This window comes from Limnochorda pilosa (assembly GCF_001544015.1).
Classification (GTDB): Bacteria; Bacillota; Limnochordia; order Limnochordales; family Limnochordaceae; genus Limnochorda; species Limnochorda pilosa.
Window position 1 is genome coordinate 2,703,722 of sequence record NZ_AP014924.1, and the last position, 16,158, is coordinate 2,719,879.

Here is a 16,158-nt window from a genome sequence, read left to right on the forward strand (position 1 = left end):
GTACCGTCCACAGGCCCCAACCTATCCTCTTGTTCTTCAACAACACTCCTCCTCGTCGATGCGCGCATGCGCGAGGTAGCCCAGCGTCCAGGAGTTACACGGGCTGACACGCGCTTCCTGGCCTTCAGGGCCAGGGAAACGCCCCCAGGTGGTGGTATGTGAGGGAAAAGCCTCATACGTTTGCGGTGAAGCGTACAGGGGGCGACCGCTATGGAGGAACTCGGGCGCACTGAGGTGATCCTGGACGGCTCGGGGCGCGTGGAGGAGGCCCAGGAGCTGGTGGACGTCCGCCTGGAGGTGGTGGACCTCACCTGGGCGTGGGAGGGCCAGGGCCTCATGGCCGAAGGTGCCGTCCGCACGTACATCTACTTCCAGAAAGAGGACGGCACCGTGGAAGGTGAGGGCGTGGAGATCCCCTTCCACGCGGCGGTGGCTCCGCCCGGTTCCGGACCTGAAGAGGTCCGAGTGCGTCTCGACTCGGTCCAGGAGGAGCATCACTTCGATCCGGGCGATCACTCCTTCGCCCAGACCATCCGCCTGCACCTGGTGGCCGAGGCGGCTGCCGCGCCCGAGGCGGAGCCAGAGGCGGCGGAAATCCAACCCCTGGGCCGGCCGGAAGGGGTGGGGGTGGCCGGACAGGCTCCCGGCGTCGACGGCGTGGAAGGCGAGGCTTGGGGAGAGAGCTTGCGCCCCGCCCCACACCCCGCGCTGGAGCCTGCGCCCGAACCCGAGCCGGAGCCTGCGCTCGAACCCGAGCCGGCCCTATCCCTGGAAGACAGCTGCGGCCCGCACCCGGAACCCGAACCCGCGCCGCAGGCCCAGGCCGAACCCGACCTGCAGCCTGAACCGCGCGTGGAGCCCGAGCCGGTCCAGGCCCGGGCTGACAGCTCGGTCATCGTGTGGAAACCCTTCCCTGAGGAGTGAGCCGGCCGCTAGAGCGGGATCCGCTGGGCCACTTCCCGCTGGATGAACGTGGGCGTGAAGACGCTGGAGAAGCGGATCTCCCCATCGATCATCACCACGGGCAGCTTGCCAAGGCCTCGGCGGAGGAAGGTCTCCACCTCCGGGTACCCCGCGTACTCAGGGTCCCTCACGTCCACGTACCGGAAACGGACCTTCCGGCCGAAGCGGCGCGTCAACTGCCTTCCCAGCGACATGGCGACCTCAGCCTGAGATCGGCCCCTCTGTCAGCCGTAGCAGGCCTGCAGGGCGCCAGAGCCGAAGACGATCACGTCCGCGGGTCCACGGCCCCGCCGGGGCCGATGCGCGCCCGGTACGAACGGGCTCCACCCCGGCGGGAGAACGGCCCCCGATCCGGACATGCGGCCTCCCCCTTTCGCCCTCCCATGCTATGAACGGGTGCAGGCGAGGGTCCCGGGAGCGGCCCAGGCGCCTCACACGCCCGGCGAGACCGCCGCCCCGGGCTGAAAGGCAGGATTCAGGTAGTCGGCCGGGTCGGTGGAGAGGAGCCGCTCCAGCGCCCACCCGCCATCCGGGCCCCGGGCAGCCAGGATCCTCCGCCCGCCCACGGCCATCTCCACCAGCACCCTCGCTGCTTCCGCCTCTTCCAGAACCATCTCGGGTGGGTAGATGGTGTAGAGCACGCCGTCACCTCCCGGGCGCGCCATCCGGCGCGGTCCCTGCCCCGGGGGCGGGTAGACCCGCCCGCTCCCGCAGCACTTCGAGCGCCCGCCCGATGCCTCCCACCTCGTCGATCAGGTTGACCTCCACCGCCTCCCGCCCCACCAGGACCGTGCCCACGTCCCGCACCAGCTCGCCCGTGCGGAACATGAGCTCGCGCAGCTTCCCCTCGGTGATGCGGGCGTTCTCGACGATGAAGCGGATCACCCGGTCTTGCATCTTGTCCAGGTACTCGTAGGTCTGGGGAACCCCGATGACCATCCCGTTCAGCCGGATGGGGTGAAGGGTGATGCTGGCGGTGCCGGCGATGAGCGAGTAGTCCGCGGCCACGGCGATGGGGGCTCCGATGGAGTGGCCGCCCCCCAGCACCAAGGAGACCGTAGGCTTGGACATGGATCGGATGATCTCCGCGAGGGCGAGACCCGCCTCGATGTCGCCCCCCACGGTGTTGAGCAGCACGAGCAGGCCCTTCACCTCGGGGTTCTGCTCGATGGCCACCAGCTGCGGGATGACATGCTCGTACTTGGTGGTCTTGTTCTTGGATGGCAGGATCAGGTGCCCCTCGATCTGGCCGATGATGGGCAGGACGTGGATGGGGCTCGTCCCCCGGGCCGGCCCGCTGGCCTGCCCCAGGCTCGCGAGGAGCGTGGCCGCGTCCGCGCCTGGCCCCGGTCTGCCTTCCCGGCCGTCGCCAGGAGTCTCCTCGGGCTTGCTCGGAGCATCGTCGCCGGTCAGGGCCCGCTCCCGGCCGCTGGGATCGCGCCATAGGCCCACGCTGGGCCACCCCCTCCCGCCTAGCATGCACGGGAAGGGGGGACCTTAGGCGCCCGGCGGCCAAGCAGGCCGGCGTGGGGCCTGGCCCGAACCCGGCCTGGATCAGTCGTAGTCGATCTCGTCGGCCTTGACCCACTCCGCGGGCTCGGGAAGCCCGGGGGCCACGGGCTTGCTCGGCTTCGAGGCGGCCCGGATGTAGGCGAAGACTCGACGGTCACCGACGATCTCGGCGCCCAGGTGCAGGCGAAGGGGCGCCCTCACGCAGAGGTCCCCGTCCAGCTTGACGAGGCTCCCCGGTCCGCACGAGGGCTCCTCCAGCAGGCGCGCCGAGGCTTCCTCGTTCCGGAAGTCCGCCTCCCCGGCGCCCGGGATGGCGATCTCGCGCACGAACGGAACCTGTCGGCTCACCACGAAGGTACCCTCGCGGCCCTTGCACCACGCGTGGAGGTCCACGTTCCCCGAGACCCGCACCCGCTTCTGCCCGGCGGCATCAGTGACAATCGTACTGTCCAGCAGCCTGCCGTTGGTTGCGTGCGTGCCGAGGACCTTCTCGGGATAGCGGGAGGACTCGTTCAGCCTCACGTCGCAGGGAAGCTCGAAACGCTCGGACCCCCTCCCATAGACGGCCCGCACCACGGTCTCCACCAGGCGCACGTCCTCTGGCTCTCGGATCCTGGGATCGGCCATGCGCTCAACCCCACTCCTCCACCCCCGAAGGGGTTGATCTCGATCGTACGGCTCCACGAGATCATCCTATGGATCAAGGTGGGGCGCAGTGCCGCTCGAAACGGGAGGCGCGGGGTCGCCCCCGCGCCCGCCATCTCAGGAGCCGGTCGGCCATGTGACCTTGAAGGCGAGCTGCGCCTCACCCTCGTCCTCGTCGTACTTGAGGGTGTACTCCAGCTCCCCGTCCGGCAGGGTCGCCGGCTGGCCGTCGACGGACAAGGACCGGCTTCCGATCCTGGCAGCCAGACCGTTCAGGTAGCTGGCCACGTCCTGGCGTGTTCCCGTACCGTCCTCCTTCCACTTCACGTCCCGATTCCCCCCCTCCAAACGCTGTGATGGCGCATCCTATGCGGTCTGGATCCAAGGGACATAGGATCCGAACGGCATTTCCAACTGGATCGGAAGCGCATAGGATGCGCCATCATCGGCAGTGGAGGGGATCCCCATACCTGACGCGCGTCGCCGGCCACCCGAACCCGTCCTGGAGGCCTACGGCTTCCAGGGCGCCACGGTGACCAACGAGAACGCCAAGGCCCGGAAGGCCGTCTGGTTCGTGGAGCGGCCGGGCCGGACCTGGGTGCTGAAGCAGTCGCCGCTGGACGAGGAGCGACTCCGTTTCGTCCTGGCCGCGTGGGACCACCTTCGGGCGCGGGGCATCGGCCTGCCGGCGCGGGTGCCCGCGCGCGACGGGCGGCCGTACGTCCTGGTCCCGGAGGGACTCTTCTTCGTGATGGAGCTCGCCTGCGGGCACGCCCCCTCGTACGACGCGCCTGGCGACCGGACGCGCATCCTGCACGGGCTCGCCCGCTTCCACCGCGCCTCTGAAGGCTTCTCCCACCAGGGCTGCGCGGGCGCGCGGGTGCAGCTGGGGGAGTGGCCCCGCCTGTACCGGAAGCGCCTGGACCGGCTGGCCCAGGCGGAGGGGGCCGGGCCCGTCTGGGAGGCGGCGCGGCCACACCTCCCCTTCTTCCTCGAGGCCGGCCGGCTCGCCCTCGAGGAGCTACAGCGCTCCGCCTACTCGGACTGGGTGGAGAGCGTGCGCCGCCGGGGCGGCCTCTGCCATCAGGACTTCGCCGCGGGCAACCTGGTGCTGGAACCGTCCGGAGGTCTCGTGGTTCTCGACCTGGACTCGGTCAGCGTGGAGATCCCGGCCCGGGACCTGCGCAAGCTCCTGGTGAAGGTCCTGAAGAAGCAGGGGGCGTGGGACGACGAGCAGGCCCGGCGCATGCTCTCCGACTACCACCAGGTCAACCCCCTCCGGCCCGAGCAGTATGAGGTCCTCCGGGTGGACCTCCTCTTCCCTCACCTCTTCCACGGCCTGGTCGACAAGGCCCTGACGGGCCGCGCCCCCGACTGGACCCAAGGGAAGTTCCTCTCGAAGCTGCGGGAAGTGGTGGCCTTCGAGCGGGCGAAAGCGGAGGCCCTGGCCGGCTCCGGGGCCCTTCTCCCCGACCCGCTCGGCTCGGCGCCGGTGCCGGACACGATCGGGGGCGATCGCTGATGGAGGCACCGGCCCCGCTGGTCCAGAAGGTCATGGCCTCGTACCCCCAGGAGGTGGTCGCCGCCCGCACCATCCAAGCGGGGGGACCCAAGTGCGTGTGGAAGCTGGAAACGGGCCGGGGACCGCTCTGCCTCAAGCGCCTGCGGCAGCCCGCGGAGCCGGCGGCGTTCAGCGTCGGCGCCCAGGAGCACATCGCCCGCGCCGGGGGACCGGTCCCCCCCGTCCTGCGATCCCGCAGCGGCAGCCCGTGGGTGGAGGTGGATGGAGCGGTCTTCGTCCTCTACCCCTGGATCGACGGCCGCCGGGCCCGCTTCACCCCCGAGGCGGACCTGGGGCCCGCGGTTCGGGCCCTGGCCGCGTTCCACCGGACCTCGCGGGGCTTCCAGCCCCCGGAAGCCTGCCGGGTCTCCAGCAAGCTCGGGAGCTGGCCCCGTCACTACCGGGAGATCCGGGAGAGGCTGGAACAGTGGAAGACCGCCGCGGTGGCCCGGCCCGACGAGCCCTTCCACGCTGCCTACCTCTCGGCCGTGGACCGGGAGCTGGAGCTGGCACGGGCCGCGGAGGCGGCGCTGGGTCGCTCCCCGTACGCCCGGATGGTGGAAGAGGCCTTGCCCGGCGACACCCTCTGCCACCAGGACTACGGTGAAGGCAACGCCCTCGTCGCCCCCCGCGGCGTCTGGATCCTGGACCTGGACAACGTCACCTTCGACGTCCCGGCCCGCGACCTCCGCAAGCTCCTCACCAGCCTCATGCTCGACCACGGCGGGTGGAGCGACACCCTGGCTCAGGCGGTGCTCGAGGCCTACTCAGGCACCCACCCGCTCTCCGACGGAGACCTGGAGCTCCTGGTCATCGACCTGCTCTTTCCCCACGCCTTCCACGATGCCGCCAAGAACTGGTTCAAGAAGGGAAAGCCGGAGAAGCCTTCCCGCCTGCTCGACGTGCTGCCCTTCGAGCGGGCGAAGGAGGCCGCCCTTTCCCGGTGGGTACCGCGTGCGAGGTGGTCGTGATGCGCGCGGCCCTGGTCGCCACGGAGAAGCTGCCGGTTCCGCCCATACGGGCTGGCGCCATCCAGACGTACATCGACGGGGTCCTCCCGTACCTCGCCGCCCACCACCGGGTGACGGTCTTCAGCATCACCGACCCGGACCTGCCGCCCCGCGACAAGGGGAAGGGCTTCGAGGTGGTCCGCCTGCCCGCCGATCACTTCGCGGAGCAGGTCGCGCACGAGCTGGCGGCCGGAGCTTTCGACGTGATCCACCTCTTCAACCGTCCCGCGTGGGTGGAAACCATCCACCGGGCCGCGCCCCGCGCCCCGATCGTGCTGAGCGTCCACAACGAGATGTTCGACCCCAACAAGCTCGCTCCCGGCGCAGCCGAGCGCTGCCTCGACCTCTGCGAGCGGGTTCTCACCGTCAGCCGGTTCATCGCCGAGGGCATCGCCGGCCGCTACCCCGCGGCCCGGCCGAAACTCCAGGTCGTCTATTCGGGTGCCGACCCGGAGGCCTACGTACCCTGCTGGCACCCGCGCGCCGCGGAGATCCGCAGACGGGTCGCAAGGCGGCTGGGCTTCCCGCCCGAGGACCCGGTCATCCTCTGCGTGAGCCGGCTCTCACCCAAGAAGGGGCAGCACGTGCTGATCCGGGCCATGGACGCGATCCTGCCCGGGCACCCCGCCGCCCGTCTGGTCCTGGTGGGCAGCAGGTGGTACGGCCGCACCGAGTGGGACGACTACGGCCGCTCGCTGCAGCGGCTGGCCGCCGGCTACGGGGGCCACGTGCTCCTCACCGGCTTCGTTCCCCTGGCGGAGATCCCACCCTACTACACCTCGAGCGATGTCTTCGTCTGTGCCTCCCAGTGGAACGAGCCGCTGGCCCGGGTCCACTACGAGGCCATGGCGGCCGGGCTCCCCATCGTCACCACCCGGCGCGGGGGGAATGCGGAGGTGGTGGACGGCATGGGCAACGGCTGGGTGGTGGACGACTACCGGGACCCACTGGCCATGGGGCACCACATCGCGCACCTGCTCGAGAACCGGGAGCTGGCCCTTTCCCTGGGACGCCAGGGGCGCGCGCTGGCCGAGCAACGGTTCAACTGGCGGCGCGTGGCCGGCGATCTGCTGGCGGTCTACGCGGGGCTCCGCGGCGCATGACCTGCCGGGGGCCGGCAAAGGCCGGCCCCGCTGCGAACCCTCGGCGGGGCTCGAAACGGAGCCGGCCCGGGTCGTGAACACCCGGCGCGGGTCTGACCCGAACGGCGTGCGAACGCCCGCCCGCCCCTCACGCCTGGGCCGACGGGCTCGCGTAGATGAAGACCCGCGCGTCGCCCGCCACCTCGGCCGAGAGCGACAGGCGAAGGGGCACCACCGCCACCACCCGGCCCTCCCGCAGGGAGACCTCGGCCCGCCCCGGCTCGGGAGGCGCCTTGAAGCCGGCGGAGGCCGTCTCGTTCTGGTAGGACATGCCCGCCAGGCCTTCCATGGGAATGTCCTCGGAGAAGGTGAGGGTGCTTTCCGCCACGTGGGTGTCCGAGGGTCCCTTGCACCAGAGCAGGAGATCGAGACTCCCCGTGGCCTTCACCTTCCTGCCTCCGTCCGCGGTGGGGATGATGGCCACGTCGCGGATCCCGTGGTTGGTCGCGTGGGTGCCCAGGACCGCGATCCCCTCCCGCCCGGCGGTGTCCAGAGGAATCTCGTAGGAACGTTCGACGGTGATCTCGCCGCGCCCGTAGACGGCCCTCAGGACCGTCTCCACCACCAGGGCCTCCGAGAGCACCGAGCTGACGCCATCAGCCATCGGTCCGACCCCTTTTCCAAAGGCGTGCACCGGCCGCCACACACACCGGTCCGGCTGCACCATGCTATGGCGGGAGATCGGAATGGGTTCCTGGGCTCGGAAAGCCCCTTCGAGGCCTGGGCTTCAGACTTCCACCACGATGGGAAGCACCATGGGGCGGCGGCGGGTCCGCTCGAAGAGGTAGCGTGAAAGGATCTCCTTCACCTCGGACTTGATCGACTGCCAGTCCGAGAGCCCGTCGGGCACCCGGCGTTCCAGGGCCCGGCGCACCTGGAGGCGGGCGTCTTCCATGAGCGCCTCGGACTCACGCATGTAGACGAAGCCCCGGGAGACCACCTCGGGCCCCGCCACCAGCTGGCCCGTACGCTTGTCCACCGTGACCACCACCACCAGGATCCCGTCCTGGGAGAGGAGCCGCCGGTCGCGCAGGACCACGTGCCCCACGTCGCCCACCCCGAGGCCGTCCACCAGCACCTGCCCTGAGGGGACCCGTTCGGTCTTGCGCAGCGAATCGGGGGTCAGCTCCAGGCGGTCGCCGATCTCGGCCAGCTCGACGTGTCCCTCGGGGATGCCCACCGCCAGCGCGAGCCGCTTGTGGGCCACCAGCATCCGGTACTCGCCGTGGATGGGCACGAAGAAGCGCGGCCGCACCAGGTTCAGCAGGAGCTTCAGCTCTTCCTGGGAGGCATGGCCCGAGGCGTGGATCCCCGAGAAGGGGCTGTGGATCACCTCGGCGCCCAGGTGGAGCAGGCGGTTGATCACCTTCCCCACCACCCGCTCGTTGCCCGGGATGGGGTTGGCCGAGATGATCACCGTGTCGCCCGGAAGGATCGCCACGTTCCGGTGCTCCTGGGCCGCCATGCGGCTCAGGGCCGACATGGGCTCGCCCTGGGAGCCGGTGCTGAGGATCACCAGCTCCTGGGGCTTGTAGCGGCCGATCTCCTCCACGGGCACCTGCATGCCGTCGGGCACCGACAGGTAGCCCAGCCGGGAGGCGATCCCCACCACGTTCACCATGCTGCGCCCCACCACCGCGAGCCTGCGGCCGTACCGGTCGGCCGCGTCCACCACCTGCTGGATCCGGTGGATGTTGGAGGCGAAGGTGGCCACCAGGATCCGCCCGGGCGCGCCGGCGAAGACCTCCATGAGCGTCTGGCCCACCACCCGTTCCGACAGGGTGTAGCCCGGCCGCTCGGCGTTGGTGCTGTCGGCCATGAGCAGGAGCACGCCCTTCCGCCCCAGCTCCGCGAGCTTCTGCAGGTCGGTGACCCGGCCGTCGATGGGCGTCTGGTCGAACTTGAAATCGGTCACGTAGAGGATGGTGCCCGCACCCGTGTGGATGGCCAGGGCTACGTCGTCGGCGATGGAGTGGTTCACGTGGATGAACTCCACCTCGAAGCGGCCGATGGTGCGCGACTCCCCGGCCTGCACCTCCCGCAGCCGGGTCTCGCCCAGGAGGTGGTGCTCCTCCAGCTTGGACTCCACCAGCCCCAGGGTGAGGCGCGTTCCGTAGACAGGCACGGGGAGCTGGCGCAACACGTAGGGCAGGGCGCCGATGTGGTCCTCGTGGCCGTGGGTGAGAACGATGGCCCGCACCCGGTCCTTCCGCTCCACCAGGTAGCTGATGTCGGGGATCACCAGGTCCACGCCCGGCATCTCGTCCTCGGGGAACATGACCCCGGCGTCGATCACCAGGATCTCGCCCTGGTTTTCGATCACCGTCATGTTCTTGCCGATCTCGCCCAGCCCACCCAGAGGGATGACGGAGACCTTCGGTGCCTGAGCCAAGGGGAGTCCCTCCTCCACGTGCGTTGCGTCCAAGGACCGTACGGCGTCGATGACGGCGGCAGGGGTCTCACGGCCCCGGGGCCCGGAAGAGCCAACCCATTATAGCCCAGGCTTCGGTGCTCAGTCGAGCAACCCCACCCGCTTCATGGCCACCCGAACCGCTTCCCGCTCGGCCTCGGTGGCCGGCGCCAGCGGCAGGCGGGGCGGGCCCGCGGGGATGCCGGCCAGCTCCAGGGCGGCCTTGACGGGGATCGGGTTGGTGGTGACGAAGAGCCCCCGGAAGAGGGGGAAGAGGTGGTGGTGCAGCTGGCTCGCTTCCTCCACCCGGCCCTCCAGGTAGGCCTGGATCATCGCCTGGATCTGGGAGCCCACCAGGTGCGACGCCACGCTCACCACGCCGTACGCGCCCACGGCCAGCATGGGCAGGGTGAGGCTGTCGTCGCCCGAGTAGACCCGCACCCGCTCGGGAAGCAGCTGGACCAGACGGGAGACCTGCTCCAGGTCTCCCGCGGCCTCCTTCACCGCGACCACGTTGGGCAGCTCGGCCAGGCGGGCCATCGTCTCCGGCTCCAGGTTCCTGGCCGTCCGGGCGGGGATGTTGTAGAGCATCACCGGCAAGGCGGTGGCCCGCGCGATGGCCTCGAAGTGCCGGTAGAGACCCTCCTGCGGGGGCTTGTTGTAGTAGGGCACCACCGCCAGGATTCCATCCGCGCCCAGCTTCTCGACCTCGCGCGTCAGCTCCACGCTCTCGGCCGTGTTGTACGAGCCCGTCCCTACCAGAACCGTCGCCTTCCCGCCCACCGCGTTCACCACGGCCCGGGTCAGGTCCAGCTTCTCCGCCCGCGACAGCGTGGGCGACTCACCCGTGGTTCCGCAGAGGACCAGCCCGTCGGATCCATTCTCGCTCAGCCGGTGAGCGAGGCTCACGGCCGCGTCCAAGTTCACGGCCCCGTCCTGCGTCATGGGCGTCACCAGCGCGGTGAGCACCCGGCCCAGATCCGCCGTCCTTCCCATCGACCCAACCTCCCCCAAAGGTCAGCTTCCGCCGTCCTCCCCCTCGGCACGGTTCAGGGCAAACTCCCGGTAGAGCGCCCGTACCGCCTCGGCCACCTGCTCCCCCCGCACCAGGCACGAGATGTTGGCGTGGGAGTCCACGGTGTGGTAGATGCCCACGCCGGCCCGGGCCAACGCGCCGGTGATGCGGGCCATCACCCCGGGCACCCCGTGCATGCCGGCCCCCACGCACGAGACCTTGGCGAAGCCCGCCGTCACCTCGAAGCGGGCCGGAAGCCGGGCCAGGGCCTCCCGCACCCGGCCGCCCAGCTCCTCCTCCACGATGAAGCTCACCCGATCCGGCGAGACGTAGATCATGTCCACGCTCACGCCCGCCCCGGCCACCGCCCGGAAGAGGCGGTGGATCTCCTCGCCCCCGAACTCACCCCGGGCCGGTACCGCCCACACCCGGCTGCGCTGGCCGACGTGTGCGATGGCCCGCACCAGCCGGTCCCCCGCCACCGGCTCCACGCGTCCCGGGTGCGCCGCCGGGGGCGCCCCAGGGGCCTCACCCCAGGCGGGCGCGTCGCTGACCAGCGTGCCGGGCGCGTCGGAGAGGGTCGAGCGGATCTGGACGGGCAACCGCCCTTCCATCGCGATCTCCACCGCCCGGGGGTGGATCACCCGGGCGCCCAGGTGGGCCATCTCCATGGCCTCCCGGTAGCTCACCCGGGCCAGGGTGGGCGCGTCGGGCAAGAGCCGGGGATCCGCGGTCTTCATGCCGTCCACGTCGGTGTAGATCTCCACCCGCTCCGCCTTCAGGGCCACGCCCAGGGCAGCGGCGGTGGTGTCGCTCCCGCCCCGGCCCAGGGTGGTGATCTCCCCGTCGGCGGTGATGCCCTGGTAGCCCGCCACCACCGGCACCACGCCCTCCTCCAGCAGGCCCAGGAGCCGGTCGGGGCGCACCTGCAGGATGCGGGCGTTGCCGAAGGCCCCGTCGGTGACCACGCCGGCCTGCGCGCCCGTCAGGGCCCGGGCGGGCACGCCCTCGGAGCGCAGGGTCTGGGCGAGGATGCTGCTCGCGATGACCTCGCCGCAGGAGAGGAGCAGGTCCAGCTCCCGGGCGGCGGCACCGTCGAGCCCTGTCCCCACCTGCCGGGCCAGACCCAGGAGCGTGTCGGTCGCGTAGGGGTCACCCGCCCGGCCCATGGCCGAGACGACCACCACGGGCCGGTGCTGCTCCTGCAGCGCACGCCGCACGTGGCCGATCACCCGCTCCCGTAGCTGGGGCGTGGCCACCGACGTGCCGCCGAACTTCTGCACCACGATGCCCATTCACGCTCGCCATCCTCGGGGCGCGGCCAACCCTTCCGCGATCTGGACCGCGTTCAGCGCCGCGCCCTTGCGAATCTGATCGCCCACCACCCAAAGGTTGAGCCCGTGGCTTGCGAAGGGGTCCTTGCGGATCCGGCCCACGAAGACCGGATCCTTCCCGCTGGCCTCCATCGGCGTCGGGTACACCTGCGCCTCGGGATCGTCCAGCACCGCCACACCCGGCGCCTCGGCCAGCAGCCGGCGGGCCTCTTCCACCTCGAGCGGCCGCTCCGTCTCCAGGTAGACCGACTCGGAGTGGCTCCGCAGCACAGGGACGCGGACCGTCGTGGCCGTTACGGGCAGCTCGGCCTCTCCCAGGATCTTCCGGGTCTCGTGGACGAGCTTCCACTCCTCCTTGGTGTATCCCATCTCCTCGAAGCGGTCGCACTGGGGCAGGAGGTTGAAGGCGATGGGCCGGTGCCGCGCCCCGTCGCGGTACGGCAGGATCGCCGCCTCCATGGGCCGGCCCGCGATCCACGCCCGAACCTGGTCCTCCAGCTCCTGCATCGCCCGGGCGCCGGCCCCCGAGACCGCCTGGTAGGTCGAGACGATCACCCGCCGCAGGCCCGCGGCCCGCCCGAGAGGCGCCAGGGCCATGACCAGGATGGCCGTGGAGCAGTTGGGGTTGGCGACGATCCGGGGACCGGTCTTCAGCAGGTGTCCGTTCACCTCGGGCACCACCAGGGGGATCTCCGGCTCCATGCGGAAGGCGCTGGAGTTGTCCACCACCGTCGCCCCGGCTTCCAGGGCGACGGGTGCGTACGCCCGGCTCACCGAGGCGCCGGCGCTGAAGAGGGCCAGGTCCACGCCCTGGAAGGCCTGGGGGCTCACGGCCTCCACCCGGACCTCCTCGCCCCGGAAGGGGAGAGTCCGCCCCGCGCTCCGGGCCGTCGCCAGCAGCCTCAGATCCCGCACGGGGAAGTCTCGCTCCTCCAGGACCCGGATCAGCTCCTGCCCCACGGCGCCCGTCGCGCCGAGGATGGCCACCCGCACCCCGCCTGCCATCGCTCTCGCCTCGCTTCCCGGCGGCACCGGCTCCGCCCAGGGGTTCACCGCACCGCCCGCCGTCCCCGCTCGATCAGGATCGGCTGCAGCTGGCGTCCCTCCAGGGAGGCCACCACCGTCTCGGTGATGAGGTCGAAGTCCGCCACACACGAGGTTGGCTTCGCCTCAGGATTGTCCTGCCCGAAGGGCACGAAGTAGATGTTCTTCGCGTTGAGGAGGATCCCTATGTTCCGGGCGTTGTTACCCAGGGCGTCGTTGGTGGAGATGGCGAGGACCACCGGCCGCAGGTTGCGCAGGGTCCCCTTCGCGGCCATGAGAACCGGCGTGTCGGTCAGCGCTCCGGCCAGTTTGGCCAGCGTGTTCCCGGTGCACGGTGCGATGACGAAGGCGTCGAAGGTTCGTTTCTGCCCCAGGGGCTCCGCTTCCGGGATGGTCTCCACGGGAGCCCTCCCGGTCAGGGCGTGCAGTCTCTCCCGCCACGCGTCGGCGGTGCCGAACCGGGTGTCGGTGGAAGCCGCGGTGAACGAGCGCACCGCGATCACTTCGGCTCCCTCGGCCCGCAGTCGCTCGATGTGGGGAAAGACCTCGTCGAAGCTGCAGTGGGACGCCGTGATGCCGAAACCGACGCACGTGCCCTCGAGCCTCATCGTGCCGCCCCCCTCGTTTCCGGCTGTCCCAGCCGCTCCCGCAGGTGCTCGCGGATCAGCCGGGGAATCACCTGGCCCAGGATCAGGCCGGCGCTCTTGGGTGCCACCTTGCCGGGCAGGCCCAGGGCCAGGATGGCCTTCACGCCCAGCCGGCGGGCTGCCTCGAAGTCGGTGCCGCCTGGTTCGGAGGCGATGTCCACCACCAGGGCCTCGGGGGGGAGCTGCTCCAGCCGGTCCCGGTCCAGCACGGGGGCCGGGACCGTGTTGAAGACCACATCCGCGTCGGCCAGGGCCTCGCCCAGGCGGTCGGGCGGAAAGCACCGGCACCCCAGGGTGACGGCCCGGGCCTGGCGGTCCGGGAGCGGCTCCACCACCGCCACCCGGGCTCCCAGCGCCACCAGCTTCTGGGCCAGGGTGAGGCCGCAACGCCCTGCACCGATCACCGCCGCCGCCGCCCCGTGGAGGGTGATGGGCAGCTCCTCCATGGCAAGCTGGACGGCCCCTTCGGCGGTGGGAACCGAGTTGAGCACGGCCACCTCGTCCAGCCGGCCCAGCTCCACCACCTTCAGGCCCCGGCGCTCCAGCACGTCCCGCGGTTCCTCCCGCAGCTGCCCTGCCAGGAAGAGGGCCCCGGGGGTCATCTCGTGCACCAGCCGGGCGTCCAGGCGCAGCGGCGGCATCTCCGGCACCAGGAGCGTGGGAATCCGTCCTTCCCGGTCGAGGCCCCGCATGGGGGCGACGATCACGTCGGCTCCGGCCACGGCCGTGGGGCCGTCCGCCACGGTGCGCGCCTCGCTGAGCCCGGATGGGAGGGGGAGGCCCACCAGGATGAGGGAGGCGCCCAACCGGTGGAGAACCCGCACCATCTCCACCTCGCGACGGTCCCCGCCGAGGACGGTGACCCTCACACCTTCCAGCTCGGGCATCGTCTCGTGCCTCCCCAAGAGGGCGCAACGGCTGTCTGGGCCAGGATCGCTGCAGTATATGTCTCCTGGGAAGGGGGGGTCACCGCAAGGGGGCGCCGGAAGGGAACCGCCGCGAGCCGGCGGCAGGCCGGCGAAGGCGTTCGGCCGGATCCGGGAAGGTTATGCGAACAGGATGGGCTCGAGGCCGCGCACGGGGCCGTCCAGCTCCCGCACGCGCCGGATGGCCAGGAGAAGACCGGGCATGAAGGCCTCCCGGCCGGTGGCGTCGTGGCGGATCCGGAGGGTCTGGCCCTCCGTGCCGAAGATCACCTCCTGGTGGGCCACCAGGCCCGGCAACCGCACGCTGTGGATGGGAACGCCCTCCACCCAAGCGCCGCGCGCCGGAGCGGCGGGGACCTCGGCGCCCCCGGCCGCGGCCGCCTCGGCGCGCGCGGCGTCCCTTCCGGCCTGGATGCGCCGGGCCGTCTCGAGCGCGGTCCCCGAGGGCGCGTCGAGCTTCCCCGCATGGTGGAGCTCGATGATCTCCACGTCGGGGAGGTAGCGGGCCGCCTCGGCGGCGAACCGCATCATGAGCACCGCCCCCAGCGCGAAGTTGGGGGCGACGACCAGGCCCAGCCGCCGCTCGCGGGCCATGGCTTCCAGCCGGGCCAGGACGTCCTCGGGAATCGCCGTGGTCCCCACCACCGCCGGGATCCCCCGGGTCAGGGCCGCCTCCACGTGCTCGGGTGCGGCTTCCGCCGTGGAGAGCTCCACCAGCACATCCGGGCGGGTGCGCTCCAGCTCGGGCGCCAGGCGCGCGGCCACCCGGACGCCGATGGGGCCCACCCCGGCCGCGAGGCCCGCGTCTTCCCCCACCTGGTGCCGCGCGACCCCCGCCGCCACCTCCAGGTCGCCCGCGGCCCGGGCGGCTCGGACGAGAGCCTGTCCCATGCGACCTGTCACCCCGGCCACCGCCAGGCGGATCGGCATACCCCTCACCTCCGCGCCGGCCCGCCTACCGGGCCCGTCCACCCTGCCTGCCCAAACGGAAAGGCGGCTGGCCCCAACACCGCCAGCCGCTCGACCCCGCGAGGCTCCCCCGCGCAGGCGTCCGGCCTGGTAGCCTTACTTCGACGGCCACCCGGCCCATCCTGCCCGAGGGATCCGGTCCTAACGCGAGTGGCTCTCCACCTCGCGCGCGCCGTTGTCCCGCAGGATGCTCTCCGCCGTCTCCTCCTCGCCGTCGTCCACCTCAACAGCGCAAAGGATCCGCCCCTGCCGCACCTCGTCCTCATAAACGTTGCCCCGCTCTTCCGGTATGCCCATGTCCAGCAGCCCGCCCGCGATGCCGCCCGTGGCCGCGCCCGAGAGGGTCGCCGCGAGCGGGCCGGCCGCCACCAGCGGCCCCAGGCCGGGGATGGCCAGCGCGCCCACGCCGGCCAGCAGGCCGGCCACGCCGCCCAGGGCGCCACCCCAGGTGAGCCCCTCGGACATGTCGAGGCCGCCCCCCTGGTTCCCACCCCCCTGGTCGCCACCCTTCTCTCCCTTGGCGACCACCGAGATCTCCCGTTCGGTGTACCCTTCGTCCTTCAACTGGTGAACCGCCTGCTCGGCCTGCTCTTTCCGGTCGAAGACGCCTACGACGGTCTTGGCCACCGTCTCTCCCCCTTCGTCGGTGCTTCGACCGTAGTCTCTCCCGGAGGGGGAGGCGTATTCAGCCGGGTTCAGCGGAGCAGCCACCGGCTCGGCGCGGAGGGTTCCTCGGCCGTGGCCAGGTCCACCACCATCAGGTCCACGCCGATCTTGCGGATGCCCCGCCAGGGAATCCGGAGCTCCTTGCGGCTCATGAAGCCCTGCTTGTAGGGGACCAGGATCGCCTCCACCCGCCCGGTCTCGGTGTCGATGACCACGTCCGACTCGTTGACCACCCCCAGGCGGATCCCCTGGTCGATGTCGATGATCTCCTTACCCGAAAGCTCGCTGTAGCGCACGGCGCTCACCCCCGGCCC

Annotated in this window: 19 protein-coding genes; 4 read left to right on the forward strand and 15 right to left on the reverse strand. The window is 71.3% G+C overall.

The features are described 5' to 3' along the window. The first annotated feature begins 210 nt into the window (after nucleotides 1-210). Entirely contained in the window at nucleotides 211-924 is a 714-nt protein-coding gene (locus LIP_RS11930) for a hypothetical protein (RefSeq protein ID WP_068138650.1), read from the forward strand. Between the two features lie 8 nt (nucleotides 925-932). Here the strand turns inward: LIP_RS11930 and LIP_RS11935 are convergent, their stop codons facing one another. From LIP_RS11935 to LIP_RS11955, 5 genes are all read right to left on the reverse strand, one after another. Next, nucleotides 933-1,157, reverse strand: coding sequence for a hypothetical protein (locus LIP_RS11935; RefSeq protein WP_144440465.1), 225 nt, complete (start codon nucleotides 1,155-1,157; stop codon nucleotides 933-935). 237 nt (nucleotides 1,158-1,394) lie between these two features. Next, the gene (locus LIP_RS11940; protein ID WP_158509672.1) at nucleotides 1,395-1,604 is read right to left on the reverse strand and encodes a YlzJ-like family protein; all 210 of its coding nucleotides are present in this window, start codon (nucleotides 1,602-1,604) and stop codon (nucleotides 1,395-1,397) included. A 4-nt stretch (nucleotides 1,605-1,608) separates the two neighbouring features. Continuing rightward, nucleotides 1,609-2,415 carry a ClpP family protease gene (locus LIP_RS11945; RefSeq protein WP_269433340.1) on the reverse strand — a complete coding sequence of 269 codons (807 nt, stop codon included), beginning with the start codon at nucleotides 2,413-2,415 and terminating at the stop codon, nucleotides 1,609-1,611. A 102-nt stretch (nucleotides 2,416-2,517) separates the two neighbouring features. Next, complete coding sequence (locus LIP_RS11950) at nucleotides 2,518-3,102, reverse strand: outer spore coat protein CotE (protein ID WP_068138661.1); 585 nt, start codon at nucleotides 3,100-3,102, stop codon at nucleotides 2,518-2,520. Between the two features lie 135 nt (nucleotides 3,103-3,237). Beyond that, nucleotides 3,238-3,447, reverse strand: coding sequence for an amphi-Trp domain-containing protein (locus LIP_RS11955; RefSeq protein ID WP_068138664.1), 210 nt, complete (start codon nucleotides 3,445-3,447; stop codon nucleotides 3,238-3,240). 124 nt (nucleotides 3,448-3,571) lie between these two features. On the opposite strand from LIP_RS11955, the gene LIP_RS11960 reads away from it, so the two are divergent. The 3 genes from LIP_RS11960 to LIP_RS11970 are packed head-to-tail and all read left to right on the forward strand — an operon-like array spanning nucleotide 3,572 to nucleotide 6,794. After that, on the forward strand, nucleotides 3,572-4,642 hold the full coding sequence (locus LIP_RS11960; RefSeq protein ID WP_068138667.1) for a CotS family spore coat protein: 1,071 nt from the start codon (nucleotides 3,572-3,574) through the stop codon (nucleotides 4,640-4,642). Then, nucleotides 4,642-5,652: a CotS family spore coat protein gene (locus LIP_RS11965; RefSeq protein ID WP_068138670.1), complete on the forward strand. Its 1,011-nt coding sequence runs from the start codon at nucleotides 4,642-4,644 to the stop codon at nucleotides 5,650-5,652. The genes LIP_RS11960 and LIP_RS11965 overlap by 1 nt, the downstream gene beginning before the upstream one ends. Then, a complete protein-coding gene (locus LIP_RS11970; protein ID WP_068138673.1) occupies nucleotides 5,625-6,794 on the forward strand; it encodes a glycosyltransferase family 4 protein in 1,170 nt (389 codons plus the stop codon). Before LIP_RS11965 ends, LIP_RS11970 begins: the two co-directional genes overlap by 28 nt. A 127-nt stretch (nucleotides 6,795-6,921) precedes the next feature. On the opposite strand, the gene LIP_RS11975 is transcribed toward LIP_RS11970, so the two are convergent. The 10 genes from LIP_RS11975 to LIP_RS12020 form a co-directional block, all read right to left on the reverse strand. Further along, complete coding sequence (locus tag LIP_RS11975) at nucleotides 6,922-7,437, reverse strand: outer spore coat protein CotE (RefSeq protein ID WP_068138676.1); 516 nt, start codon at nucleotides 7,435-7,437, stop codon at nucleotides 6,922-6,924. Between the two features lie 123 nt (nucleotides 7,438-7,560). Then, nucleotides 7,561-9,225: a ribonuclease J gene (locus LIP_RS11980; RefSeq protein ID WP_068138679.1), complete on the reverse strand. Its 1,665-nt coding sequence runs from the start codon at nucleotides 9,223-9,225 to the stop codon at nucleotides 7,561-7,563. Between the two features lie 120 nt (nucleotides 9,226-9,345). After that, complete coding sequence (gene dapA, locus LIP_RS11985; protein ID WP_068138682.1) at nucleotides 9,346-10,239, reverse strand: 4-hydroxy-tetrahydrodipicolinate synthase; 894 nt, start codon at nucleotides 10,237-10,239, stop codon at nucleotides 9,346-9,348. Nucleotides 10,240-10,260: 21 nt separating this feature from the next. Beyond that, on the reverse strand, nucleotides 10,261-11,553 hold the full coding sequence (gene dapG / locus LIP_RS11990) for an aspartate kinase (protein ID WP_068138683.1): 1,293 nt from the start codon (nucleotides 11,551-11,553) through the stop codon (nucleotides 10,261-10,263). After that, nucleotides 11,554-12,597: an aspartate-semialdehyde dehydrogenase gene (locus LIP_RS11995; protein WP_068138686.1), complete on the reverse strand. Its 1,044-nt coding sequence runs from the start codon at nucleotides 12,595-12,597 to the stop codon at nucleotides 11,554-11,556. Nucleotides 12,598-12,641: 44 nt separating this feature from the next. Further along, nucleotides 12,642-13,244 (reverse strand): dipicolinate synthase subunit B, encoded by a 603-nt coding sequence (locus LIP_RS12000; protein WP_068138688.1) that lies wholly within the window; start codon nucleotides 13,242-13,244, stop codon nucleotides 12,642-12,644. After that, nucleotides 13,241-14,170: a dipicolinate synthase subunit DpsA gene (dpsA, locus tag LIP_RS12005; protein ID WP_068138691.1), complete on the reverse strand. Its 930-nt coding sequence runs from the start codon at nucleotides 14,168-14,170 to the stop codon at nucleotides 13,241-13,243. The genes LIP_RS12000 and dpsA overlap by 4 nt, the downstream gene beginning before the upstream one ends. A 159-nt stretch (nucleotides 14,171-14,329) precedes the next feature. Beyond that, a complete protein-coding gene (dapB, locus tag LIP_RS12010; protein ID WP_068138694.1) occupies nucleotides 14,330-15,139 on the reverse strand; it encodes a 4-hydroxy-tetrahydrodipicolinate reductase in 810 nt (269 codons plus the stop codon). A gap of 180 nt (nucleotides 15,140-15,319) precedes the next feature. Further along, complete coding sequence (locus tag LIP_RS12015) at nucleotides 15,320-15,805, reverse strand: general stress protein (protein WP_068138696.1); 486 nt, start codon at nucleotides 15,803-15,805, stop codon at nucleotides 15,320-15,322. A gap of 68 nt (nucleotides 15,806-15,873) precedes the next feature. Further along, nucleotides 15,874-16,140: a YlmC/YmxH family sporulation protein gene (locus tag LIP_RS12020; RefSeq protein ID WP_082726642.1), complete on the reverse strand. Its 267-nt coding sequence runs from the start codon at nucleotides 16,138-16,140 to the stop codon at nucleotides 15,874-15,876. Nucleotides 16,141-16,158 lie beyond the last annotated feature (18 nt).